At 72.9% G+C, this 24,119-nt stretch carries 18 protein-coding genes; 13 read left to right on the top strand and 5 right to left on the bottom strand.

What is annotated here, in order from left to right; genetic code table 11:
- Positions 1 to 16 precede the first annotated feature (16 nt).
- The 7 genes from ligA (at position 17) to SNOUR_RS13430 (ending at position 9,759) form a co-directional block, all read left to right on the top strand.
- On the top strand, positions 17 to 2,233 hold the full coding sequence (ligA, locus tag SNOUR_RS13460) for an NAD-dependent DNA ligase LigA (protein ID WP_067346756.1): 2,217 nt from the start codon (positions 17 to 19) through the stop codon (positions 2,231 to 2,233).
- 156 nt (positions 2,234 to 2,389) lie between these two features.
- Positions 2,390 to 4,498: a putative bifunctional diguanylate cyclase/phosphodiesterase gene (locus SNOUR_RS13455; protein WP_067346754.1), complete on the top strand. Its 2,109-nt coding sequence runs from the start codon at positions 2,390 to 2,392 to the stop codon at positions 4,496 to 4,498.
- 511 nt (positions 4,499 to 5,009) lie between these two features.
- Entirely contained in the window at positions 5,010 to 5,306 is a 297-nt protein-coding gene (gene gatC, locus SNOUR_RS13450) for an Asp-tRNA(Asn)/Glu-tRNA(Gln) amidotransferase subunit GatC (protein WP_039632565.1), read from the top strand.
- A gap of 2 nt (positions 5,307 to 5,308) precedes the next feature.
- Positions 5,309 to 6,802 (top strand): Asp-tRNA(Asn)/Glu-tRNA(Gln) amidotransferase subunit GatA, encoded by a 1,494-nt coding sequence (gatA, locus tag SNOUR_RS13445; RefSeq protein ID WP_067346752.1) that lies wholly within the window; start codon positions 5,309 to 5,311, stop codon positions 6,800 to 6,802.
- Positions 6,803 to 6,836: 34 nt separating this feature from the next.
- Positions 6,837 to 7,079: a hypothetical protein gene (locus tag SNOUR_RS13440; RefSeq protein ID WP_039632561.1), complete on the top strand. Its 243-nt coding sequence runs from the start codon at positions 6,837 to 6,839 to the stop codon at positions 7,077 to 7,079.
- 31 nt (positions 7,080 to 7,110) lie between these two features.
- Complete coding sequence (gene gatB / locus SNOUR_RS13435) at positions 7,111 to 8,619, top strand: Asp-tRNA(Asn)/Glu-tRNA(Gln) amidotransferase subunit GatB (RefSeq protein ID WP_067346750.1); 1,509 nt, start codon at positions 7,111 to 7,113, stop codon at positions 8,617 to 8,619.
- 213 nt (positions 8,620 to 8,832) lie between these two features.
- The gene (locus SNOUR_RS13430) at positions 8,833 to 9,759 is read left to right on the top strand and encodes an LLM class F420-dependent oxidoreductase (protein WP_067346748.1); all 927 of its coding nucleotides are present in this window, start codon (positions 8,833 to 8,835) and stop codon (positions 9,757 to 9,759) included.
- A gap of 53 nt (positions 9,760 to 9,812) precedes the next feature.
- Here the strand turns inward: SNOUR_RS13430 and SNOUR_RS13425 are convergent, their stop codons facing one another.
- Genes SNOUR_RS13425 through SNOUR_RS13415 form a run of 3 tightly spaced genes read right to left on the bottom strand, consistent with a single transcriptional unit; the run spans position 9,813 to position 11,874 of the window.
- Positions 9,813 to 10,817, bottom strand: a complete 1,005-nt coding sequence (locus tag SNOUR_RS13425; RefSeq protein ID WP_067346745.1) for an aldo/keto reductase — start codon at positions 10,815 to 10,817, stop codon at positions 9,813 to 9,815.
- The gene (locus SNOUR_RS13420) at positions 10,814 to 11,056 is read right to left on the bottom strand and encodes a DUF397 domain-containing protein (RefSeq protein ID WP_067346744.1); all 243 of its coding nucleotides are present in this window, start codon (positions 11,054 to 11,056) and stop codon (positions 10,814 to 10,816) included. The genes SNOUR_RS13425 and SNOUR_RS13420 overlap by 4 nt, the downstream gene beginning before the upstream one ends.
- Entirely contained in the window at positions 11,053 to 11,874 is an 822-nt protein-coding gene (locus tag SNOUR_RS13415) for a helix-turn-helix domain-containing protein (RefSeq protein ID WP_067346742.1), read from the bottom strand. The genes SNOUR_RS13420 and SNOUR_RS13415 overlap by 4 nt, the downstream gene beginning before the upstream one ends.
- A 112-nt stretch (positions 11,875 to 11,986) precedes the next feature.
- On the opposite strand from SNOUR_RS13415, the gene SNOUR_RS13410 reads away from it, so the two are divergent.
- The 6 genes from SNOUR_RS13410 (at position 11,987) to SNOUR_RS13385 (ending at position 21,617) form a co-directional block, all read left to right on the top strand.
- A complete protein-coding gene (locus tag SNOUR_RS13410) occupies positions 11,987 to 12,418 on the top strand; it encodes an ATP-binding protein (protein WP_067346740.1) in 432 nt (143 codons plus the stop codon).
- Positions 12,419 to 12,577: 159 nt separating this feature from the next.
- Positions 12,578 to 14,695, top strand: coding sequence for a phosphocholine-specific phospholipase C (locus tag SNOUR_RS13405; RefSeq protein WP_067346738.1), 2,118 nt, complete (start codon positions 12,578 to 12,580; stop codon positions 14,693 to 14,695).
- 343 nt (positions 14,696 to 15,038) lie between these two features.
- A complete protein-coding gene (locus SNOUR_RS13400; RefSeq protein WP_067346737.1) occupies positions 15,039 to 17,234 on the top strand; it encodes an MMPL family transporter in 2,196 nt (731 codons plus the stop codon).
- Between the two features lie 59 nt (positions 17,235 to 17,293).
- Complete coding sequence (locus tag SNOUR_RS13395; protein WP_067346730.1) at positions 17,294 to 17,953, top strand: hypothetical protein; 660 nt, start codon at positions 17,294 to 17,296, stop codon at positions 17,951 to 17,953.
- Positions 17,954 to 18,207: 254 nt separating this feature from the next.
- The gene (locus tag SNOUR_RS13390) at positions 18,208 to 18,396 is read left to right on the top strand and encodes a hypothetical protein (RefSeq protein ID WP_067346729.1); all 189 of its coding nucleotides are present in this window, start codon (positions 18,208 to 18,210) and stop codon (positions 18,394 to 18,396) included.
- Positions 18,397 to 18,476: 80 nt separating this feature from the next.
- Positions 18,477 to 21,617: a helix-turn-helix transcriptional regulator gene (locus SNOUR_RS13385; RefSeq protein ID WP_067346728.1), complete on the top strand. Its 3,141-nt coding sequence runs from the start codon at positions 18,477 to 18,479 to the stop codon at positions 21,615 to 21,617.
- A gap of 54 nt (positions 21,618 to 21,671) precedes the next feature.
- Here SNOUR_RS13385 and SNOUR_RS13380 read toward each other — a convergent pair whose 3' ends face one another.
- Positions 21,672 to 22,847 (bottom strand): PQQ-dependent sugar dehydrogenase, encoded by a 1,176-nt coding sequence (locus SNOUR_RS13380; RefSeq protein WP_067346727.1) that lies wholly within the window; start codon positions 22,845 to 22,847, stop codon positions 21,672 to 21,674.
- A 202-nt stretch (positions 22,848 to 23,049) separates the two neighbouring features.
- Positions 23,050 to 24,093, bottom strand: a complete 1,044-nt coding sequence (locus SNOUR_RS13375; RefSeq protein ID WP_067346725.1) for an aldo/keto reductase — start codon at positions 24,091 to 24,093, stop codon at positions 23,050 to 23,052.
- Positions 24,094 to 24,119: the final 26 nt, after the last annotated feature.

Below are 24,119 nucleotides of genomic sequence, written 5' to 3'. Positions count from 1 at the left end.
ACGGGAGGACAAGACGGTGGCTGGCGAACAGCACGCGGCGGCATCCGAGGTGCCCGCCGCGGCACGGGAGAAGCACGCGCGGCTCGCTGAGCAGATCGAGGAGCACCGCTTCCGGTACTACGTGAAGGACGCCCCGGTCGTCAGCGACGCGGAGTTCGACAAGCTGCTGCGCGCCCTGGAGGCCCTGGAGGAGACCCATCCCGAGCTGCGCACCCCGGACTCCCCGACCCAGAAGGTCGCCGGGTCGTACGCCACGGAGTTCACCGAGGTCGCGCACCGCGAGCGGATGCTCTCGTTGGACAACGCCTTCGACGACGAGGAGCTGTCGGCCTGGGCCGAGCGGATCGCCACCGAACTGGGCGGCGACGCCAGGGGCGCCGGCTACCACTTCCTGTGCGAGCTGAAGGTCGACGGCCTCGCGGTCAACCTCACCTACGAGCACGGCCGCCTCACCCGCGCCGCCACCCGGGGCGACGGCCGCACCGGCGAGGACATCACGCCCAACGTCCGCACCATCGCCGAGATCCCGCACCGCCTCCAGGGCGACCGGGTCCCCGAGCTGGTCGAGATCCGCGGGGAGGTCTACTTCCCGATGGAGAAGTTCCTGGAGCTCAACGAGCGCCTGGTGGCCGACGGCAAGCCGCCGTTCGCCAACCCCCGCAACGCCGCGGCGGGTTCGCTGCGCCAGAAGGACCCCAAGGTCACCGCCACCCGCCCGCTGCACATGGTGGTGCACGGCCTCGGTGCCCGCGACGGCCTGGAGATCGACCGCCTCTCCGAGGCGTACGACCTGCTCAAGGAGTGGGGCCTGCCCACCGCCACGCACAACCGCGTGGTGGACTCCCTCGCCGCGGTACGGGAGTTCATCGCCCACTACGGCGACCCCGAGACCCGCAGCACGGCCGTCGAGCACGAGATCGACGGCGTCGTGGTCAAGCTCGACGAGATCCGGCTCCAGGGCCGGCTGGGCGCCACCTCGCGGGCGCCGCGCTGGGCGATCGCCTGGAAGTACCCGCCGGAGGAGGTCAACACCAAGCTGGTGGACATCCGCGTCGGCGTCGGCCGCACCGGACGGGTCACGCCGTACGCGGTCGTCGAGCCGGTCACCGTCGCCGGTTCCGAGGTGGAGTTCGCCACCCTGCACAACCAGGACGTGGTCAAGGCCAAGGGCGTCCTGATCGGCGACACCATCGTCATCCGCAAGGCGGGCGACGTCATTCCGGAGATCCTCGGCCCGGTCGTCGACCTGCGGGACGGCGCCGAGCGGGAGTTCGTGATGCCCGCCGAGTGCCCCGAGTGCGGCTCGGCGCTCCAGCCCGCCAAGGAAGGCGACATCGACCTGCGGTGCCCCAACGCCCGGTCCTGCCCCGCCCAGATCCGTGAGCGGCTGTTCTACCTCGCCGGCCGCAAGTGCCTGGACATCGAGAACTTCGGCTATGTCGCCGCCACCGCCCTCAGTCAGCCGCTGGAGCCCGCCGAGCCGCCGCTGATGGACGAGGGCGGTCTGTTCGACCTCTCCGTCGAGCAGTTGCTGCCCATCAAGTCCCATGTCCTCGACCCGGACACCGGCCTGCCCAAGCGCGACCCGAAGACCGGCGAGGAGAAGGTCGTCACCTTCTTCGCCAACCAGAAGGGCGAGCCGAAGAAGAACACCCTGGCCATGTTGGAGAACATCCAGGCGGCCAAGGAGCGCCCGCTGGCCCGGATCCTCACCGGGCTGTCGATCCGTCACGTGGGCCCGGTGGCGGCGCAGGCGCTGGCCCGGGAGTTCCGCTCGATCGACCGGATCCAGGAGGCGAGCGAGGAGGAACTGGCGGCCGTGGAGGGCGTCGGCGGCACCATCGCCGCCTCGCTCAAGCAGTGGTTCGCCGTGGACTGGCACCAGGAGATCATCGAGCGCTGGCGGGCCGCGGGCGTCCGTATGGAGGAGGAGCAGTCGGGTGAAACGGGCCCGCGTCCCCTGGAAGGCGTCACCGTCGTGGTAACGGGCACACTTCAGTCACACACCAGAGATGGCGCGAAAGAAGCGCTACAGGCTCTTGGTGCGAAGGTGACCGGATCCGTTTCCAAGAAGACCGGATTCGTAGTGGTGGGCGACAACCCCGGTTCGAAGTACGACAAAGCCATGCAGTTGAAGGTCCCCGTGTTGGACGATGACGGCTTCGCTGTGCTGCTGGAGCAGGGTCCCGAGGCGGCACGAGCGGTAGCTGTCACTCCGCCTGAGGAGGAGTGAGGTGTCACCCCATCGGCGCATACCAGATTGATCTGGGAGGCCGGGTCGCATTCGGGCAACCGCTGCGGATCGCTGCCCGCAGTGGCCTTCCGCGTCCTACTGTTGACGTGTGCGCCTGCCGTGGCGCGGGCACAGCCGGCTGTGAGAGGGATCGGAATGAAACCGACCGACAGCGCCGCTCCGGCGTCGCGGCTCCGCCGGCTTGTGGTGCCCGCGTTGCCCGCGGCCCTCGTCATGGCGGCGTGCGTGGTGCTCGCCGCCGGTGTGCTCCACTCGCTCGGCGACGGCGAGCCGTTGTTCCCCGCCGGAGCCATCGGCTGGTCGCTGGCGGTCCTGACCGGCGTCATCGTCGGCCACCTGGTCGCCCTCGGCCGGGACCGGTGGTGGGGCGGCACCGGTTCCGGGGCGGCCCTCGCCCTCGCCGTGCTCCTGCTCTACGGCTGGGTGCCGGCCATCCTGGTCAGCCTCTCCGTCGTGGTCCTGGTCGGCGCCGCCCGACGGCAGCGCTGGCGACAGGCCGTCGTCCACGGGGCAGTTGACCTCCTCGGCATCGGCGCCGCGGCGCTCGGCCTGGTCGTCTGCGGGGTGCAGCCCAGCGTCCGCCGGCCCTGGACGCCCGATGCCTGGGACCTCTCCGTCCTGCCCGAGGTCCTCGTGATGGCGGGGAGCTATCTCCTCGTCAGCCGGGGACTGCTGTGGTTCAGCCGGCTGCCGCTCGGCGGCGGTCTGCCCGCCATCGCCCGCCCGGCGGTGGTGCGGCAGGCCCTGGTCGGCATCGCCCTGGTCGGCATCTCCCCGCTGATCGCGGTGTGCGCGGTGGGCGCCCCGCTGCTGCTGCCGCTGTTCGCGGTCCCGCTGATCGCGCTGGACTCCACCCTGTGGATAGCCAGGGCCCGTGCCGAGGAGCAGCTGCGCGACCCGCTCACCGGCCTGCCCAACCGCCAGTGGTTGCTGGAGCGCACCTGGACGGCCCTGGACGAGGCCGAGCGGGCCGGCACCCGTGCCGCCCTCGTCCTCATCGACCTCGACCGCTTCCGCTCCGTCAACGACACCCTCGGGCACCTCGCCGGCGACCGCCTGCTGCTCCAGATCGCCGACCGGCTGCGGCACGCCCTCCCGCGCGGCGCCGAGGCCGCCCGGCTCGGCGGCGACGAGTTCGCCGTCCTGCTGCCCGCCACCGACTCCCTCACCAGCTCCCAGCGGGTCGCCCGCAACCTCGTCGCGGCCCTCAGCTCCCCGCTGGACCTCGACGGACTGACCCTCGTGCTCGAAGCCAGCGCGGGGGTCGCGGTCTTCCCCGAGCACGCGCTGGACGCCGAAGGGCTGCTGCGCCGCGCCGACGTGGCGATGTATCAGGCCAAGCGGGACCGCAGCGGTGTCGAGCTCTACGAGGCCAAGCGGGACGGCAACACCCCCGACCGGCTCGGCCTGCTGGGCGATCTGCGGCGCGCCCTGGACGCCGGCGACGTGGAGCTGCACTACCAGCCCAAGGTCCGCTTCGACGGCCATGTCTCCGGACTGGAGGCGCTGGTCCGCTGGGTCCACCCGGACCGCGGCCGGGTCCCTCCGGACGAGTTCATCGCCATCGCCGAGTCCTCCGGCCTGATGCCCCGGCTCACCGAGTACGTCCTGGAGACCGCGCTCGCCCAGGTGGCGCGTTGGCGCGCGATGGGCCTGGAGGTGCCGGTCGCGGTGAACGTCTCACCGCGCGACGTGCACTCCCCGGGCTTCGCCGGCGCGGTCGCCGCCCGGCTCGCCCGACATCGCGTCCCACCGGGCGCCCTCCAGTTGGAGATAACCGAACACGTCCTCCTGGAGGACCCGCAGCGGGCCGCCGACACCCTGGCCGGGCTCACCGCGCACGGCGTGAAGATGTCCCTGGACGACTTCGGCACCGGCTACAGCTCCCTGGTCCACCTGCGACGCCTGCCGGTCAGCGAGCTCAAGATCGACCGTTCCTTCGTGGCCCGGCTGGCCGTCGACACCGAGGACGCCGAGATCGTCCGCTGCACCCTCGACCTGGCCCACTCGCTGGGCCTGCTGGTCGTCGCCGAGGGCGTCGAGGACGACGAGACCTGGGAGCGGCTGCGCGACCTGGGCTGTGACGCCGTCCAGGGCTGGCTGGTGGCCGCCGCGATGCCACCGGACGAGACCACGGCCTGGTTGCGGGCCCGTGGTGAGCACGGCTGGCGCCGTGCGTCGGAGACGTCCGCCCTCACGGCGGAGAAGGCAGCCGAGCGCCCTTCGGGACAGGTCCTGAACTGACCCGGCCACCGGCCGTCCCAACTCCCCGCTCCGACACCACCGCACAAGCCCAGGTCCCGACCCAGGACCCGAAACCAGATCCTGACCCGGAACCAGACCCGAAACCGGACCCGGAGCCGAAACCAGCCCCGGACCCGGACCCGGACGAGCCCGCGCCGGACGCCCCCGTACCGGGCCTGCCGGCGCCGCGGGAACCGCGCGCGCCCGGCTCCAGAGCAAACGATCCGCCAGCCGGTGCCCCGGGCGAGGCGGAGCCGCCGGACGCCCCCCGGCCCCCGGCGGCGGACGGCGGCTGACCGCCCCCGCCACGGGGCCGTCGGGCGGTCCGGCCGGACCGCCCGACGGCCCCGCGAAACGCTCCGTTGCAGCGGTCCGGCGAAAGCGTTTCGCGGCGGCGTTCCCCTACGCCATAGGATTGGGCCGGAATACTCCTGCGGAGAATTCGCCTAGAAATCTCCTTCCGGAACACTCCGCCCAGAACACTCCACCGAAAACACCAGAGGATCGCTGCATGCCTGGCATCACGCGCGAGGAGGTCGCCCACCTCGCCCGGCTGGCACGTCTGGAGCTGAAGGACGAAGAGCTCGACCACTTCGCCGGACAGCTCGACGACATCATTGGCGCGGTCGCCCGCGTCTCCGAGGTCGCCGGTCAAGACGTTCCGCCGACCTCCCACCCGCTGCCGCTGACCAATGTCATGCGGTCGGACGAGGTCCGTCCGTCGCTCACCCCCGAGCAGGCGCTCTCCGGCGCCCCCGCTCAGGAGCAGCAGCGTTTCAAGGTGCCGCAGATCCTGGGGGAGGAGTGATCATGGCAGACCTGATCAAGCTCACCGCCGCAGAGATCGCGGCGAAGATCGCCGCCGGCGAGCTCACCGCCGTCGAGGTGACCGAGGCCCACCTGGCCCGCATCGAGGCCGTCGACGAGAAGGTGCACGCCTTCCTGCACGTGGACCGCGAGGGCGCGCTGGCCCAGGCCCGCGCCATCGACGAGAAGCGGGCCCGCGGCGAGAAGCTCGGCCCGCTGGCCGGTGTCCCGCTCGCACTGAAGGACATCTTCACCACCCAGGACATGCCGACCACCGTCGGCTCGAAGATCCTCGAAGGGTGGATGGCGCCCTACGACGCCACGCTGACCAAGAAGCTCAAGGCCGCCGACGTCGTCATCCTCGGCAAGACCAACATGGACGAGTTCGCCATGGGGTCGTCGACGGAGAACAGCGCCTACGGGCCGACCGGCAACCCCTGGGACCTCACCAAGATCCCCGGCGGCTCCGGCGGCGGTTCCTCCGCCGCCCTCGCCTCCTTCCAGGCCCCGCTGGCCATCGGCACGGACACCGGCGGGTCGATCCGTCAGCCCGCCGCCGTCACCGGCACCGTCGGCGTCAAGCCCACCTACGGCGGGGTCTCCCGCTACGGCATGGTGGCCTTCTCCAGCTCCCTGGACCAGGGCGGCCCGTGCGCCCGCACGGTGCTGGACGCGGCGCTGCTCCACGAGGCCATCGCCGGCCACGACCCGCTGGACTCCACCTCCATCGACGCCCCGGTCCCGCCGGTCGTCGAGGCGGCCCGCAACGGCAGCGTGGACGGGATGCGGGTCGGCGTCGTCAAGCAGTTCCGCGGCGAGGGCTACCAGCCCGGCGTGCTCCAGCGCTTCGACGAGACGGTCGCGCTGCTCACGGAGCTGGGCGCCGAGGTCGTCGAGCTGGACTGCCCGTCCTTCGACCTGGCACTGGCCGCGTACTACCTGATCGCGCCCTCCGAGTGCTCCTCCAACCTCGCCCGCTTCGACGCCATGCGCTACGGCCTGCGGGTCGGCGACGACGGCACGAAGTCCGCCGAGGAGGTCACCGCGCTGACCCGCGAAGCCGGCTTCGGCCCCGAGGTCAAGCGCCGCATCATGCTCGGCACGTACGCGCTCAGCTCCGGCTACTACGACGCGTACTACGGCAGCGCACAGAAGGTCCGCACGCTGATCACCCGCGACTTCGAGCGGGCCTTCGAGCAGGTCGACGTGATCATCTCGCCGACCACGCCGACCACCGCGTTCCCGATCGGCGAGCGCACCGACGACCCGATGGCGATGTACCTCGCCGACGTGTGCACCATCCCCGCCAACCTGGCGGGCAACGCCGCCATGTCGCTGCCCTGCGGACTGGCTCCCGAGGACGGGCTGCCGGTGGGGCTGCAGATCATCGCCCCGGCCATGGCCGACGACCGGCTGTACAAGGTCGGCGCCGCGGTCGAGTCCGCGCTCACCGAGAAGTGGGGCCACCCGCTCATCGAGGAGGCTCCGGCCCTGTGAGCGGAGCTGTCAACGACCTGCTGGAGGAGACGCTGTGAGTGGAAAGCTGGCCAAGGCCAAGAACTTCAAGAAGTCCAAGCCCGGCACCTACCTGTCCATCGGCACCACGCTGTTCGGCGCGGTGAGCGTCGTCAAGCAGGCGAAGAAGGCCAAGGGGGAGCAGGACATGCTTCAGCTGGTCGACGCCGTCGTCTCCGCCGCCGCCATCGTCACCGGTGTCGCTCTGCTCGTCCGCGAACTGCGTCGTCTCAACGACGACGACGTCCTCGCGGGCTGACCGGCGCCGGACCTGAGAGGTTAGTTTCACCGTGACTGTCACCGACCTGGTGCCGTACGAGGACGCGCTGGCCACCTACGACCCTGTGATGGGTCTGGAGGTGCACGTCGAGCTCGGTACCCACACCAAGATGTTCTGCGGGTGCGCAACCACCCTGGGCGCCGAGCCCAACGCGCAGACCTGCCCCACCTGCCTGGGCCTGCCCGGCTCCCTCCCGGTCGTCAACGCGACCGGCGTGGAGTCCGCGATCAAGATCGGCCTGGCACTGAACTGCTCCATCGCCGAGTGGTGCCGCTTCGCCCGGAAGAACTACTTCTATCCGGACATGCCGAAGAACTTCCAGACCTCCCAGTACGACGAGCCGATCGCCTTCGACGGCTACCTCGACGTGCAGCTGGAGGACGGCGAGGTCTTCCGCGTCCACATCGAGCGCGCCCACATGGAGGAGGACACCGGCAAGTCCACCCACATCGGTGGGGCGACCGGCCGGATCCACGGCGCGCGGCACTCGCTGCTGGACTACAACCGCGCCGGCATCCCGCTCATCGAGATCGTCACCAAGCCGATCGAGGGCGCCGGCGAGCGGGCCCCCGAGGTCGCCAAGGCGTACGTCGCCGAGCTGCGCGAGCTGATCAGGGCGCTGGGCGTCTCCGAGGCCCGCATGGAGATGGGCCAGATGCGCTGCGACGTGAACCTCTCGCTGCGCCCCAGGGGCACCGAGAAGTTCGGCACCCGCTCGGAGACCAAGAACGTCAACTCGCTGCGCTCCGTGGAGCGGGCCGCCCGGTACGAGATCCAGCGGCACGCCGCGGTGCTCTCCTCCGGCGGCACGATCATCCAGGAGACCCGCCACTTCCACGAGGACGACGGCTCCACCACCTCGGGCCGGGTCAAGGAGGAGGCGGAGGACTACCGCTACTTCCCCGAGCCCGACCTGGTGCCGGTGGCCCCGTCCCGTGAGTGGGTCGAGGAGCTGCGGGCCACCCTGCCCGAGCTGCCGCGGGTCCGCCGCAACCGCCTCCGCGAGGAGTGGGGGATCAGCGAGCTCGACATGCAGTCGATCCTCAACGCGGGCGCCGTGGACCTGATCGTCGCCACGACCGAGGCCGGTGCGGACGCCGCCGCGGCCCGCAAGTGGTGGATGGGCGAGCTGGCCCGCCGCGCCAACGAGGACGGGCTGGAGCTGGCCGCGCTGCCGATCACCCCGGAGCAGGTCGCCCGGGTCGCCGCGCTGGTCGCCGACGGTTCGCTCAACGACAAGCTGGCCCGGCAGGCCATCGAGGGCGTGCTGGCCGGCGAGGGCGACCCGGACGCGGTCGTCGAGAAGCGCGGGCTGAAGGTCGTCTCCGACGAGGGTGCGCTCGGCACCGCCGTGGACGAGGCGATCGCCGCCAACGCCGCCATCGCCGACAAGATCCGCGGCGGCAAGGTCGCCGCGGCCGGTGCCCTGGTCGGCGCGGTCATGAAGGCCACGCGTGGCCAGGCCGACGCGGCCCGGGTGCGCGAGCTGATCCTGGAGAAGCTGGGCGTCGAGGGCTGATCGCCGGCCCGTACGGCTCGTGAGCGGCCGTCCCTCCTCGGAGGGGCGGCCGCTTCGCCGTTCCGCCGCACAGCCGGCCGTACCGCTGCCGGCCGGCTGCCGGAGGAATTCCCGATCTTCTTCCGCGGCGGAGGAATGCCGCGCCCCTTCCCGCTGCTGTTACCGAAAAGGATCAAGGGGGGCAACGCCCGCCGGACAGTGGAGGAGTGAGCAATGGCGCAACAGGACACCACCGCACCGGGGCCCCGGGAGGTCGCCGCGCGGATCGGTCGGGTCGGGGTCTGGCACGGCGGACTGGGCCGGGTATCGGCCGCGGTGGCGCGGGAGTTTGCGGTCGAGGTCGAGCGGCTGGGGTACGGGGCGCTGTGGTTCGGTGAGGCGCAGGCCACCAAGGAGGCGTTCGCCCACGCCGGGCTGCTGCTGGCCGCCACCGAGCGGCTGACCGTCGCCACCGGCATCGCCAACATCTGGGGCCGCGACGCCACCGCGATGAACGCCGGCGCGCACACCCTCACGGAGGCGTACGACGGCCGGTTCCTGCTGGGCCTCGGCGCCAGCCACGCCCCGCAGGTCAACGGCCGCGGTCACGCCTACGCCAAGCCGCTCGCCGCGATGCGCTCCTATCTGGCGGCGATGGACGATGCCACGTACGAAGGCCCGGTGGGCACGCCGCCCGTCCGGGTGCTCGCGGCGTTGGGCCCCAAGATGGTGGAGCTGGCGGGGGAGCGGGCCGCGGGCGTGCACTCGTACTTCGTCACGCCCGAGCACACCGCCGGTGCCCGCGAGATCCTCGGCGCCACCCCGCTGCTCGCCCCCGAGCAGGCCGTACTGCTGGAGACCGACCCGGCGACCGCCCGCGCACTGATCCGCGAGCACCACCTCGGCTTCTACCTCGCGCTGCCCAACTACGTGAACAGCCTGCGGCGGTTGGGCTTCGGCGACGACGACTTCACGGGCGGCGGCAGCGACCGGCTGGTCGATGCGCTCGTGGCCTGGGGCGACGCGGACGCGATCCGGCGCCGGGTGCGGGAGCACCTCGACGCGGGCGCGGACCACGTGGCGCTCCAGCCGATCGCCCCCCACCGCGGCCTGGGGGCCGACCAACTCCGCGAACTGGCACCGGCGTTGCTGGGCCACTGACCGAGAGGCCACTGGCCGAGGGGCCACTGGCCGAGGGGCCGGCGACCGAGGGGTCAGTGGCCGAGGCGGGCCAGGGCCGCGAGCGGGTAGCGTTCGCCGGCCACCGCGCCGTCGGGCACCGCCGCCCGGAGCCGCTCCACCTGCTCCGGGCCGAGCACGAGGTCGGCCGCGGCCGCGTTCTCCGCCAGGTACGCCCGGCGCTTGGTGCCGGGGATCGGCACGATGTCCTCACCCTGGGCGAGCAGCCAGGCGAGGACGGCCTGCGCCGGTGTGCAGCCGAGGGACTCGGCGACGGCGCGGACGGCTCGGACCAGCGCGAGGTTGTGCGCGAGGTTCTCGTCCGCGAACCGCGGCCACCGGCGCCGGGCGTCGTCGGCGGTGAGGTCGTCGAGGGAGGTCAGCGCGCCCGTCAGCATCCCGCGCCCGAGCGGTGCGTACGCGACGACGCCGATGCCCAACTCCCGGCAGGTCGCCAGCATGTCGCCCGCCAGCACGTCGCGGGTGAAGAGGGAGTGCTCCAGCTGTACGGCGCTGATGGGGTGGACGGCATGGGCCCGGCGCAGCGTCGCGGGACTCACCTCGCTGAGCCCGAGATGGCGCACCGAACCCTCCGCGACCAGCTCCGCCATGGCGCCGACCGTCTCCTCGATGGGGACGGCCGGGTCGCGCCGGTGCATGTAGTAGAGGTCGATGCGGTCCGTCCCCAGGCGGCGCAGGGAGGCGTGGCACGCCGCGCGCACCCAGGCGGCCGAGGTGTCGACCGCGTTCACCCGCCCCGTCGCCGGATCGTGCCGCAGCCCGAACTTGGTCGCGACGACCAGCCCATCCCGCACGGAGCCCGGCCGGCCGCCCCACCACCGCCCGAGGAACTCCTCGTTGGCGCCCCGCCCGTACGCGTCCGCGGTGTCGAGCAGGGTGACGCCGAGCTCGACCGCCCGGTCGAGGGTGCGGAGCGACTCGGCGTCGTCCGGCACGCCGTACGAGGTGGACATCCCCATGCAGCCGAGCCCGAGCGCGGAGACGACCGGCCCGACGGCACCGAGCCGTCGCTGCTTCACGGCCGCGCGATGACGTCGGTGACGAACGCCCCCCAGGCATCGGCACCGAGCGTGAGCACGGGGCCGTCCGGGTTCTTGGAGTCGCGGACGTGGATGGTGGTGGGGGAGGCGGACACTTCGAGGCAGTTGCCGCCTTCGTCGCCGCTGTAGCTGGACTTGCGCCAGTCGTAGGCGGCTTCGAGGCAGTTGCCGCCTTCGTCGCTGCTGTAGCTGGACTTGAACCAGGCCAGATCGCTCATGCCGCTCCCGCCAGTTGATCGAGCAGGCTGATGCTGTCTTCTGGTGTGAGTGCCTGCGATCGCAGCATCCCATATTTCTGTTGGAGCAGACTGACCTCATCTGGGTCATCCACGAGGAAGCTCACCCGCTGGCCTTCGATGTAAGCGAGTTGACCGTGATCAGGGGTCTCCAGGAGCACGAGAGGCCCGTTGAGTCCCGCGTGCTTCCTGCGGCTCGTGGGCATGACCTGAAGGCCGATGAACGGCAACTCCGCACACTCCCGTAGATGCCTGATCTGCCGTCGCAGCACCTCCGCATCGCCGATCGGCCGGCGCAGGACCACCTCCTCCAGGATGAAGTTCAGGACCGGCGGCGGGTCCCGTTGCAGCAGCTGCTGACGATCGAGTCGCGCGGCGAGGCGTTCGGCGGCGTCGGCCTCCCTTATGGGTGGGAAGAGGCACGAGAAGACGGCATGTGCGTAGTCCGGCGTCTGTAGCAGGCCGGGCACGACGTGGTTCTCGTACGAGAGCAGGGAGAGCGCCTCGGCCTCGTACTCGACGAAGTCCTGCACGAAGGCCGGAAAGCGCTCCTTGTTGGGTACTTTCTCCACCGCAACCGCCAACGCCCCCTTCGTGCCGAGGATTTCGTCGAACGCCTCGGCCAGGTCGATCTTCAGCGCTCTGCGGCCCTGCTCGATCGAGCCGATGGTGTCCTCGTGGACGCCCACCGCCTCGGCCAGTGCCGGTTGTGTCAACCTGGCCGCCTTGCGGAAGTGGCTCAACTGGGCGCCGATCACGTGCCATGACGTGATCCGCTTCGGTTTGTTCGCCTGGTGCATGCCGCTTGCCTTCCCCCTGCCGTGACCGAGTGATGCGGCGCGAAGTCGTACATCGCATCTGTACGACTTCACGCTGTGGTTCAGCGTAATCACGCCCAGTGACAGTGAGGGTATGCAAGAGGAGATTCAGGTGGTGCGGATCCGGACCGCGCGCTATCGGCGGGAGCGCCGTTCCGTGTCGCTGGCCAGGGAGTTCGCGCGTATGGCGCTCGCCGACTGGGACCGGAAGGACAGGGCGGACGACGTCGTGCTCTGCGTGAGCGAACTGGCCACGAACGCGTTGCTGCACGGCGTCCCGCCGGGGCGCGAATACCGGCTGTGGCTGGCGCTGGGGACGGCGGACGACGTGCTGCGGGTCGAGGTGCACGACAGTGGGGGCGGCGAGCCGCGGGTGCCGGAGCGGGGCGGCGCGGGGGACGGCGAGCGCGGGCGCGGGCTGCTGCTGGTGTCCGCGCTCGCGGACGCGTGGGGCGTCGAGGGGCGGGTGCCGGGCAAGGTCGTGTGGTGCGAGTGGTGGCCGGAGGGGGGCGAGGGGCGCGTGTGACGGGAGGCGGGTGGGGTGCCGTTTCCAAAGTCGTCACCCCGATACCTATTGCGCGTCACGGTCGTGCACTACCGTCCCGGTCGCAGCACCTCAATGGGCTGACCGAAAACCATTGGAAGGTCATCGGAAGACCATTGACTGTCGACTGGGAGGTCGGGCGTGGCACCGGAGGTATCTCGTAGGCGGGTACTGGGAGTTGGCGCGGCGGCGGCCGGCGCGGCGGTGGCCGGGTCGCTGCTGCCGCCGTCGCTCCAGCAGGCGCTGGCACAGGACGCGGCCCAGCCCGTGCGGCATCGCGGGGGTGGGCTCCGCGAGATCAAGCACGTCGTCGTCCTGATGCAGGAGAACCGTTCCTTCGACCACTACTTCGGCATGCTGCGCGGGGTCCGCGGCTTCGGCGACCGCAACGCCGTCGAGCTGCCCGGCGGGCGGAGCGTCTTCGAGCAGCCGGGGCCGCTGGGCGTCCGGCACGTGCTGCCCTTCTCGGTGCGCGACGCGGCCGCCGCACAGAAGAAGGACCTCCAGTACATCGGGAACCTGGACCACAGCTGGGAGGGCGGCCACCGGGCCTGGAACGGCGGCTGGATGAACAACTGGATCGCCGCCAAGTCGTCCGCCACGATGGCGCACTACGACCGCCGGGACGTCCCGCTGCACTACGAGCTCGCCGACACCTTCACGGTCTGCGACGCGTACCACTCCTCGATCCACTCCTCCACCAGCCCCAACCGCAACCACCTGGTCAGCGGCTGGACCGGCTTCGAACCGGGCGGCGGCAAGCGCGCGGTGGGCAACGACGCCTACGAGGAGGACAAGCACACCGGCTACACCTGGACGACCTACCCCGAGCGCCTGGAGAAGGCCGGCCACAGCTGGCGGGTCTACCAGGAGTGGGACAACTTCACCGACAACAACCTGGAGTTCTACGCCTCCTTCAAGGAGGTCGCGCACAAGGCCCTGGCCAAGGTGGACGGGGTGCACAACATGACCGCCTACTACGGGAAGCTGGCCGGTGCCGACGCCGCGGAGCGCACCCGGCTGGCGGGCCTCCTGGAGGAGGGCGTCAAGGCGCTGAGCCGGGCCGAGCGCAGCCTGTTCGAGCGGGCGCTGCGGCGCGGTGAGCCGCAGTCCACCGCCGCCGCGTTCGCCGCCGACGTGGCGAGCGGCAAGCTGCCCGAGGTGTCCTACATCGTCCCGTCCGCGGCCGACTCCGAGCACCCCGGCGCGTCCTCGCCCATCGAGAGCGCCACCCTCGTCTACAAGATCCTGGACGCGCTCGGCAGCCACCCGGAGGTCTGGCGGCACACCGCCCTCTTCCTGACGTACGACGAGAACGACGGGTTCTTCGACCACGTGCCGCCGCCGGTGCCGCCGGCCGGGACGGACGGGGAGTTCTGGGAGGGGCAGCCGGTCGGGCTCGGGATGCGGGTGCCGATGCTGGTCATATCGCCCTGGACGGTGGGGGGTTACGCCTGCTCGCAGGTGTTCGACCACACCTCGATCACCCGCTTCCTGGAGCGCTGGACCGGGGTGCGGGAGCCCAACATCAGCGCCTGGCGGCGGACCGTCTGCGGCGACCTGACCGCCGCCTTCGACTTCTCGCGGCCCCGGAAGCAGCCGGCGGTCCACCGGCCCGGCCCGATCCCCCCGTTCAGCGGCCGGTGGAAGCCGAATCCGCCGCTCCACCAGGCGCTGCCCGAGCAGGAGACCGGCACTCGGCCGGCCCGGGCGCTGCCCTACCAGCCGGACGCCGACGGCGGCTTCGACCCGGGCGCCGGCACCTTCCGGCTGGCCGTCCGCAACGGCGGCCCCGCCTCGGCGCACCTGGCGCTCCACCCGTACGCCAAGGAGTTCGACGCGCCCCAGCACCGGGACGTGCGCCGGCCGGCGGAGTGGGCGGTGCCGGTCAAGGGCGGCGCCTACCGCTTCACGCTGACCGGGCCCAACGGCTTCCGGCGGGAGTTCGCCGGCCGCGCCTCGGGCGCCGCCGCGGCCGTCCGGATCAGCACCCGGATCGACGTCGCGCGGCGGGAGCTGCACCTCACCCTCGTCAACCCCGGCACCGCCGACCTGACCGTCACCCTGACCCCGCTCGCCTATGCGCACACCGCGCCCCGGACGCTGACCGTGAAGGCCGGCGGCACCCGCACGGTCGCGCACACCGCGGACGAGGCGCACGGCTGGTACGACCTGGAGTTGAAGATCGCCGAGGACGACTCCTTCCACCGCCGGCTGATGGGGCACGTGGAGAACGGCGAGGAGTCGGTCACCGGCTGAGGCGCGGAGGTCGAAGGGCGGAGGCCGAGCGGCGGGGGAGCGGAGCGCGGGTGCCGGCGAGCGGTGAAGGGCAGGGGGAAAGTCCGTTAAGGGGCTTTTGTCCCGCCCTAACCGCCCGATAAACAGGCCGGGTTGCCTTCTGCGCCCTCTCTGTGGGGAAGTCCACAAAGAGGACAAAGGATCTTTCCGGGCTGGCACCCTGCACTCGGACGCGGGACCGTCGCGCCGCCAAGCGGCGCCGGGTGGCCCCGCGCCGCCCGTCCCGCACACCTCTGTCCGTCCGCGTTCGGCACCCCCCGCTCCCGGGAGCTTTCGGCGCACGACCCGACCCGGGAAGCAGCCTGTGACCGCTCTGGCCCGCTGGTGCCTCAGGCGCCGCCTCGTGGTGATCCTCCTCTGGCTGGCCGCGGTCACCGGGACGGCCGCCGCCGCGGGCCTGGCCGGATCCGCGTACTCCACCGACTACGGGGTCCCCGGCACCGAATCCGGGCGGGCCGGCGCCCTGCTGGCGAAGGCGTTCCCGGACCGCGCCGGGGACACCGACACCATCGTCTGGCACACCGCCACCGGGACCGTCCGCTCCGCCGCGGTCCGCGCGACCATGGCGCACACCCTGGCCCGGGTCGCCGAGCTGCCCGGCGTCGCCGGCGTGCAGAGCCCCTACGGCCCCGGCGGCGGCCGGCAGATCAGCCACGACGGCCACACCGCCTACGCCTCGGTGAGCTTCCGCAGCGCACCCGACGACCTGCCCGCGGCCCAGGCCCGCGCGGTCGTCACCACCGCCCGGGCGGCGGCCGGCAACGGCCTCCAGGTCGAGCTGGGCGGCTCAGGGATCGCCGTCACCCAGGCGCCGCACGAGCGGCTGCCGGAGCTCATCGGGCTGGTCGCGGCGGCCGTGGTCCTCTTCCTCGCCTTCGGGTCGCTCGCCGCGACCCTGCTGCCGATCGTCACCGCGCTGGCCGCGGTCGGCACCGCCGCCGCCGGCATCAGCCTGCTCGGCCACGTCATGACGGTCGCCGACTTCGCCCCGATGCTGGGCACGCTGATTGGCCTCGGCGTGGGCATCGACTACGCGCTCTTCATCGTCACCCGCCACCGCAAGGGACTGCGCGCCGGACTCTCCGTCCAGGAGTCCGCCGAACGCGCCGTGGCGGTATCCGGGCGCGCGGTGGTCTTCGCCGGTGCCACCGTCTGCATCGCCCTGCTCGGCATGCTCACCCTGCGGCTGGGCTTCCTCAACGGGGTCGCGCTGGCCGCCTCGCTCACCGTCGTGCTCACCGTGGCCGCCTCCGTCACCCTGCTGCCCGCACTGCTCGGCGTGATCGGGACCCGGGCGCTGGGCCGGCGCGAGCGCCGCCGGCTGGCCGCCGAGGGGCCGCGGCCCGACCGGCGCACCGGCCCGGCCGCCCGCTGGGCCGGCTTCGTCGCCCGCCACCCCAAGCTCCTCGGCGCCGCCGCGTCCGCCGTGATGCTCACCCTGGCGCTGCCCACCCTCGGTCTCCACCTGGGCACCTCCGACCAGGGCAACGACCCGGCCACCGCCACCACCCGCAAGGCGTACGACCTGCTGGCGGACGGCTTCGGGCCCGGCTTCAACGGGCCGCTGACGCTGGTCGGTTCGCTGGACGGCGCCACCGACCGGCTCGCCTTCGACAAGCTTCCGCACACCCTCCGGGACACCCCCGGCGTCGCGCAGGTCAGCGGCCCGGAGTTCGGCGCCGGCCACGCCACCGGCGTGATCACCGTCGTCCCGGACAGCGCACCGCAGTCCCAGCGGACCTCCGACCTGGTCGACCGGCTGCGCACCGACGTGCTGCCGGCCGCCACCGACGGCACCACGCTCCGGGTGCAGGTCGGCGGGGTCACCGCCGGCTACGACGACTTCGCCGACGTCATCGTCGGCAAACTGCCGCTCTTCCTGGGCGCCGTGATCGGCCTGGGCTCCGTCCTGCTGCTGCTCGCCTTCCGCAGCATCGGCATCCCGCTCAAGGCCGCGCTGATGAACCTCGCGGCCGTCGCCGGGGCCTTCGGGGTGGTCGTCGCGATCTTCCAGTGGGGGTGGGGGAGCGAGGCGCTGGGCCTGGGCAGCGCGGGTCCCGTCGAGCCGTTCCTGCCGGTCATCATGATCTCGGTGCTGTTCGGGCTCTCCATGGACTACCAGGTCTTCCTGGTCAGCCGGATGTACGAGGAGTGGCGGCGGACGGGCGACAACCGGCGGGCGGTACGGGTCGGGCTCGCCGAGACCAGCCGGGTGATCAACTCGGCCGCGGTGATCATGATCGCGGTCTTCGGGGCCTTCGTCCTCAGCGGCGACCGGATCATCGCCATGTTCGGCATCGGCCTCGCCGCGGCCGTCGCCCTGGACGCCTTCGTCCTCCGCACGCTGCTGGTCCCGGCCCTGATGCACCTGCTGGGCGGCGCCAACTGGTGGCTGCCGGCCTGGCTGGACCGCCGGCTGCCGCGCCTGAGCATCGAACCGCCGCCGGAGCCCGCCGCGGCCGCCCCGCCGGCGGACGACCGGCCGCCGGTGGCGGTCTGACGCCCTGGCCCGGGCCGATTCTCATCGGTCTCTCAGACGCGGCACCTACGGTCGCGCCCATGGGAACGACGACCGACAAGCGAACCGACGACGCGACGACCGACCAGCCGACCAAGGGCGCCACGACCGAGGACGCCACGGCCAAGGACGCCACGGCCAAGGACGAGCCGACCAAGGGCGCCACGGCCGAGAAGCGGACCGACGACCCGCCGGCCGAGGGCGGGGCGACCGCCGCCGCGGACGCCGCCACCGACACCACCGACGACGCCTCCGACGCCACTGACGACGCCTCCGACACCGCCGACGAAGCCGACACCCCCGACGAGCCCGCCCCCTCGGCCGCCGCGGGGGCCGGCGCCGTGGTCGCCGCCGGGCTCGGCCTGGCCTCCGTCACCGGCACCTGGCTCGGCACCCTGCTCGCCGAACGGCAGACGGTGCTGGGCCAGATCAAGCTCCAGTCCGGCAAGGTCACCGACCAGATCGGCGCCGTCTACGGCACCCCCTGGCACACCACCGCCCTGGTCAACGGGGTGTTCGCGGTGCTCGCCATGCTCGTCTCCGCGGTGGTGCTGACCGGGCGCCGCCCCACCTGGGTGCGGGCCGTCGCCTGGGGCGGACTGGCACTCGGCCTGCTCGGGCTGCTCATCTCGGCGGGTATGTACCTCGACCTGTTCGCGAGCCTGCCCAGCCTCCCTAAGGCACCCGGCGGCGGCGCCTGAGCCGCGCATAAGGGCAACGGCGGGCGCGCCTAAGGCCCCTGAGGCGGTCCCGGGCATTTCCCGGCCCGCAGCGGACCTCGACGCTGGTTTCTAAGGCCCGGGCCGCCCGCCGCCCCCGGATCACGAGCCCCGTGACCCTCCCAAGATCAGGCAGTCTCCCGATGTGGCGGACCCCCCTCGGCGACGAGAGTAGAGGCCATCGGCACCGGGCAATCGGCTCGGCGCCCCACCGCCTCACCCCAAGGGGAGACACCGTGTACACCTCCGAACTGGAACTCTGGGTCCGCTACGACGAACTGCGCCGCCAGGCCGACCGCAGCCGCCTGGCGCGCCAGGCCGTCGAGGGGGCGAAGGACACCGCCCGCTCCGGGAGCGACGAACCCGAAGGGCGGGTGAGAGCGGCCCGGGCCCGGCGGGGGCGCGTCCGGCGCGCCACCGCCTGACCGCCCCGAGGTCCTGCGGACCAGTGGGAACCGCCATGGGTGTGCCCGATACCACTGCCGGACTGTCGGATCCCTGTGCGATGCTCGGCGGCGTGGAGAGCAGACCCATCAGTCCCGTTTTCGTCGGCCGCGCGGCCGAACTCGCCGAGCTGGGCGACGCGCTGGCGCGGGCCGCGGCGTCCCGCGAGCCCCAGGCCCTGCTGATCGGGGGCGAGGCCGGGGTCGGCAAGACCCGCCTCGTCGAGGAGTTCTGCGAGACGGCCCGCGCCCGCGGCGCACAGGTCGCGCTCGGCGGCTGCATCGAAATCGGCTCCGAGGGGCTGCCGTTCGCCCCCTTCTCCTCGATCCTGCACACCCTCAACGCCCACCTACGGGACGAGCTGGCCGCCGCGGTCAACGGCCAGGAGGACGAACTGGCCCGCATCCTCCCGGAGTTGGGCGAGACCGCGAGGGAGTCCCGGGACAAGGAGACCGGCCGGGCCCGACTCTTCGAACTGACCGCCCGCCTCCTGGAGCGGCTCGCCGCCCACCGCACCCTCGCCATCGTCATCGAGGACCTCCACTGGGCCGACCGCTCCACCCGCGAGCTGCTCGCCTACCTCCTGCGGGCCCTGCACGACGCCCACATCCTCCTGGTCGTCACCTACCGCTCCGACGACATCCATCGCCGCCACCCGCTGCGCCCGTTCCTCGCCGAGATCGACCGGATGCGCACCGTCCGCCGCATCGAGCTGGACCGCTTCAACCGCGACGAGGTCCGTTCCCAGATCGCCGGGATCCGGGGCAGCGAGCCCGCGGAGGACACCGTCGACCGGGTCTTCAAGCGCTCCGAGGGCAACGCCTTCTTCGTCGAGGAGCTGGCCCGCAGCCTCGCCGACGGCTGCGTCTACGGCCTCAGCGACCCCCTGCGCGACCTGCTGCTGGTGCGCGTCGAGGCGCTCCCCGAGGACGCCCAGCGGGTGGTGCGGATCGCCGCCGAGGGCGGCTCCACCGTCGAGCACGAACTCCTCTCCGCCGTCTGCCGGATGCCCGAGGACGACCTCATCGAGGCGCTCCGGGCCGCCGTCGGCAGCAACACCCTCCTGCCCACCCAGGACGGCACCGGCTACCGCTTCCGGCACGCCCTGGTCCGCGAGGCCGTCGTCGACGACCTGCTGCCCGGCGAGCGCACCCGCCTCAACCGCCGCTACGCACAGGCCCTGGAGACCGACCCCTCGCTGGTCCGCTCCGAGGTCTGCGCCACCCGGCTCGCCAGCTACTGGTACAAGGCGCACGACGCCGCCAAGGCGCTGCCCGCCGTGCTCGCCGCCTCCGTCCAGGCCCGCCGCCGGCACGCCTACGCCGAGCAACTCCGGCTGCTGGACCGCGCCCTGGAGCTGTGGGACGACGCGCCGCCCGAGGTGCGCCAGAGCGTGCGCCCGGCCGACTACGCCGAGGCGTACCCGGCCTGCGGCTGCGACGACGACGCCCTCCGGTTCCTGGACCTGCTCGCCGAGATCGCGGTGGCCGCCCGGCTGTCCGGTGACAGCGAGCGGGCCTTCACGATCACCAAACGCGCCCTGCGCGCGCTGCGCACCGAGAGCGACCCTTCCCCGGGCTCTCCCCACGGTTCCGGCAAGGGGGACCCCCTTCGCATGGCCTGGTTCCTGGTGCAGCGCTCCCGCCTCTGCCAGGGCACCGGCCGCGGCGACGGCTGGGAGGACCTGGGCAAGGCCCAGGAGCTGATGCGCGGGCTGCCGCCGTCCTCCGTGCACGCCACCGTCACGGCCGCCGTCGCCAGCTGGCAGATGCTCCACGAACCGGGCCCCGGCACCTTCACCACCGCCGAACGGGCCGTGGAGCTCGCCCGGTTGGTGGGCGACGAGGAGGCCGAGCTGAACTCCCGGGTGACGCTGGCCGGGCTGCGGGTGGACGCCGGCGACGTCGAGGGCGGCCTCGACGAGTTCCGCACCGTCCTCGACCGCGCCGTCGAGCGCGGCTACTTCGCGGTCATCGGCCGCGGCTACGTCAACCTCCCCGGCACCCTTGAAGGCGTCGGCCGGTCCCACGAGTCCGTGGCGGTCACCGAGCGCGGCGTCGAGCTGACCACCCGCTACGGCCTGAAGAACAGCACCAGCTGGGTGCTGAGCAACCGCGCCGAATCGCTCCAGTCGCTGGGCCGCTGGGCGGAGGCCGGCCGGGCCGCCGCCGACGCCCGCCGGTTCGCCATGGACCACCGGGCCATCGCCCTGGCCGCCAGTCGGCTCACCGACCTGGCCCTGGACGAGGGCGACCTCGCCGCCGCCGAGCGCGAACTGGCCGTCGCCCAGGAGCACTACGGCACCCACGACCCCCAGCCGCAGCACGCCCTGCCCATGGCGCGGCACGCCCTGCGGCTCGCCGCCCGACAGGGCCGGATCCTGGACGCCCGCGCCATCCTCGTCCAGGCCGCGCTGGACGCCGGCTTCGCCCCCGGCCTGCACCGCTTCGCCTGGCCCCTGCTGTGGTCGGCCACCGCCGCCGAGTCCGACGCCCGCGGCCTGCCCGCCGCCGGGCCCGACCGGCCCGCGATCCTCGCCCGCATTCGGGACGTCGCCAAGCGGCTGCCCCGGCTCTCCCCGGTGTGGGACGCACACGGCGCGGCGGTCGAGGCCGAACTCCGCCGCGCCGAGGGCCGGGAGTCCCCCGACGCCTGGGCCGAGGCGGTCGCCGCCTTCGAACGGCTGGATCGCCCGCACGAGCTGGCCTGGTGCTGCTGCCGCTGGGCCGAGTCGCTGCTGCACGGCACCGAGCGGGCCACCGTCGGCCTCGACGGCCGGACCCCGCGGGAGGCGGCCGTGCTGCTGCTCGGCCAGGCGCACACCGCCGCCGTGGAGATGGGCGCCCGCCCGCTGATCGGCGAGCTCGAACTCCTCGCCCAGCGCGCCCGGATACCCCTGCCCGGACGGTCGGCCCCCGGTGCGGCCCGCACCGCGCCCGGCTCGCCGCCGCCGGCCGCGCCCGCCGAGTCGCTGGGCCTGACCCCCCGCGAGCGGGACGTGCTCCGCCTCGTCGCCGACGGCCGCAGCAACCGCCAGATCGCCGACGCGCTGTTCATCTCGCCGAAGACCGCCAGCGTGCACGTCTCCAACATCCTCGCCAAGCTGGGCGTCTCGGGCCGCGGCGAGGCCGGCGCGGTCGCCCACCGGCTGCGGCTGTTCGCCGAGCCGGCCCCGGACGAGGAGCCGGCCCCGGTCACGTAGCCGTCGCCGGCGCCCATCGGACGGACGGACCCCGGTTTCCGTCCGCCCGGGGGATCAGCTCACCTCCAGGCGGAGAATCCGGTCGTCCCCCTTGCGGGGCGTGCCCCGGCCGTCCGTATTGCCGGTGACCAGCCACAGCGCCCCGTCACCGGCCGCCACCACGGTCCGCAGCCGCCCGTACCCGCCGGTCAGGAACGCCTGCGGCGCGGCCACCGGCTTCGTCCCGTCCAGGGCGATCCGCCACAGCCGCTGTCCGCGCAGCGACGCCATCCACAGCGAGCCCTTGGCGTACGCCAGCCCGCTGGGCGAGGCGTCCGCGGGCTTCCACACCAGCACCGGATCGGCGTACCCCGGGGGCACCGCACCGCCCGTCCGCTTCCCCTCGACCTGCGGCCAGCCGTAGTTCCGTCCCGGTTCGATCAGATTGAGCTCGTCCCAGGCGTCCTGCCCGAACTCCGAGGCCCACAGCCGCTTGTCGGCGTCCCAGGCGAGCCCCTGGACGTTGCGGTGCCCGTAGTCGTACACCACCGAGTCCGGCTCCGGGTTGCCGTGCGCCGGCTCGCCGTCCGGGGTCATCCGCAGGATCTTCCCGGCCGGGGACTTCTTGTCCTGGGCCAGCGGCTTGTCACCGGTCTCGCCGGTGCCCGCGTACAGCATCCGGTCCGGGCCGAACGCGATCCGCCCGCCGTTGTGGAACCGGCCCTTGGGGATGCCCTTGAAGATGGTGTTGGGCGCGCCCAGCTGGTTGCCCGGTTGGCGCCGCTCGTCGTAGATCATGCGCGCGATGCGGTTGTCGGACGCGGTGGTGAAGTACGCGTACACCTGGTGGTCGGTGCCGAACGACGAGGAGACCGCGAGCCCCAGCAGCCCGCCCTCGCCCCCGGGGGCCACCCCCGGCACCGACCCCAGCTCGGTGACCTTCCCGCCGTGCGCGGCGACCCGGACGATCCGCCCGGTGTCCCGCTCGCCGACCAGCAGGTCCCCGCCGGGCAGCGGCGCCACGCCCCACGGCGACTTCAGCCCGGTGGCCACCGTCCCGGTGACCCGCACGGTGCCCTCGGCGGGCGGCACCACCACGGACGAGGACGGACGCGGCGACGCCGTCCCGGCACGCCCACCGGTCCCGGCGGACCCGCCACCACCCGCGGCCGGCCCCCCACCGGACGAGCACCCCGCCACCAGCAGCAGCGAAGCGGCGGCCAACACGGCGATCCGGGAACGGCGTTGCACGGCAGAAGTCCTCTCGTCGGCGGGCGGCACAAGGACACCACATCCCCCGCACCAACCCCCTCACCCGAGCTTCCACTCAACCGGAATTCCACCCACCGGCGGGAGGTGCCGGGCCCAACAACCGCCGCGCCGCAGGCGCACAGGGCAAACCCCCACGGCGGGAACGCCGACAACGGAGAGAGCCGGCCGCAGGCTCAACGCCTCAATACCAGGACTCCCGCGCCGGCGGCAGCGACGCGATCTCCCGCAGGTCCTCGGGGGCCAGCACCAGCTCCGCCGCCTTGGCGTTCTGCGCCGCCCAGCGCTCCTTCTTCGTGCCGGGAACCGGGACCACATGACGCCCCTGCGCCAGCACCCAGGCCAGCGCGACCTGACCGGGGGTGGCCCCGTACCGGGCGCCGACCCGACGCAGCCCGGCCACCACCGGCTGGTTGGCGGCCATCATCTCCGCGGTGAACCGCGGGTGCCGGGCCCGTATGTCCTCCGGTTCGAAGCCCTGCCCAGGGGTGAGGGTGCCGGTCAGGAAGCCGTTGCCCAGCGGCATCGCCGCCAGGAACCCCACTCCGCGCGACTCGCACCACGGCAGCAGCTCCGCCAGCGCCGCCGGCGACCACACCGACAGCTCCGCCTGCACGCTGCTCACCGGGAACACCTGCTGGACGCGCTCCAGTTGACGCAGCGTCCCGGCGTGCAGCCCCCCACCGGGCGGCCCGCCCCGTCCGCCCGGCGCCGCCCGGCCCGTCCGCAGGGTGCGCGGCGTCCGCGCCGCGCGCGCCCCCACCGCGCAGAGCCCCAGCGACCGCACCTTCCCCGCGGCCACCAGCTCCGCCATCGCCCCCCAGGTCTCCTCGATGGGCACCTCGGGGTCCGCGCGGTGCAGTTGGTAGAGGTCGATGTGGTCGGTCTGCAGTCGCCGCAGCGAGGCGTCGCAGGCGCGCTTGATGTAGCCGGGCCGCCCGTTGGCGACGATGTGCTGGTCGCCGGCGAGCAGCCCGCACTTGGTCGAGACGAAGGCGTCCCGGCGCCGCTCCTTGAGCACCCGTCCGACCAACAGCTCGTTGGTGAACGGGCCGTACATGTCCGCGGTGTCCAACAGGCTGCACCCCCGGTCGAGCGCGGCGTGCAGCGCCCGCAGCGACCCCTCCCCGCTGCGCTGCGACTCGCTGTACCCCCAGCTCATCGGCATGCAGCCGAGGCCGATCGCGCCCACCTCCAGGGCCGCCGCGCCGATTGTCCTGCGCTCCACCTGGTCGTGCCTCCGTCCCCTCGCCC

This window comes from Streptomyces noursei ATCC 11455 (assembly GCF_001704275.1).
GTDB classification, from domain to species: domain Bacteria; phylum Actinomycetota; class Actinomycetes; order Streptomycetales; family Streptomycetaceae; genus Streptomyces; species Streptomyces noursei.
This window is presented reverse-complemented; position numbering and strand designations above follow the sequence as displayed.

Coding starts and splice junctions, on each gene's coding strand:
- gatA (WP_067346752.1), top strand. CDS start 5,309: ATGGCAGACCTGATCAAGCTCACCGCCGCAGAGATCGCGGCGAAGATC.
- SNOUR_RS13385 (WP_067346728.1), top strand. CDS start 18,477: ATGCTCGGCGGCGTGGAGAGCAGACCCATCAGTCCCGTTTTCGTCGGC.
- SNOUR_RS13415 (WP_067346742.1), bottom strand. CDS start 11,874: ATGCACCAGGCGAACAAACCGAAGCGGATCACGTCATGGCACGTGATC.
- gatC (WP_039632565.1), top strand. CDS start 5,010: ATGCCTGGCATCACGCGCGAGGAGGTCGCCCACCTCGCCCGGCTGGCA.
- SNOUR_RS13395 (WP_067346730.1), top strand. CDS start 17,294: ATGGGAACGACGACCGACAAGCGAACCGACGACGCGACGACCGACCAG.
- SNOUR_RS13455 (WP_067346754.1), top strand. CDS start 2,390: ATGAAACCGACCGACAGCGCCGCTCCGGCGTCGCGGCTCCGCCGGCTT.
- SNOUR_RS13430 (WP_067346748.1), top strand. CDS start 8,833: ATGGCGCAACAGGACACCACCGCACCGGGGCCCCGGGAGGTCGCCGCG.
- SNOUR_RS13420 (WP_067346744.1), bottom strand. CDS start 11,056: ATGAGCGATCTGGCCTGGTTCAAGTCCAGCTACAGCAGCGACGAAGGC.
- SNOUR_RS13410 (WP_067346740.1), top strand. CDS start 11,987: ATGCAAGAGGAGATTCAGGTGGTGCGGATCCGGACCGCGCGCTATCGG.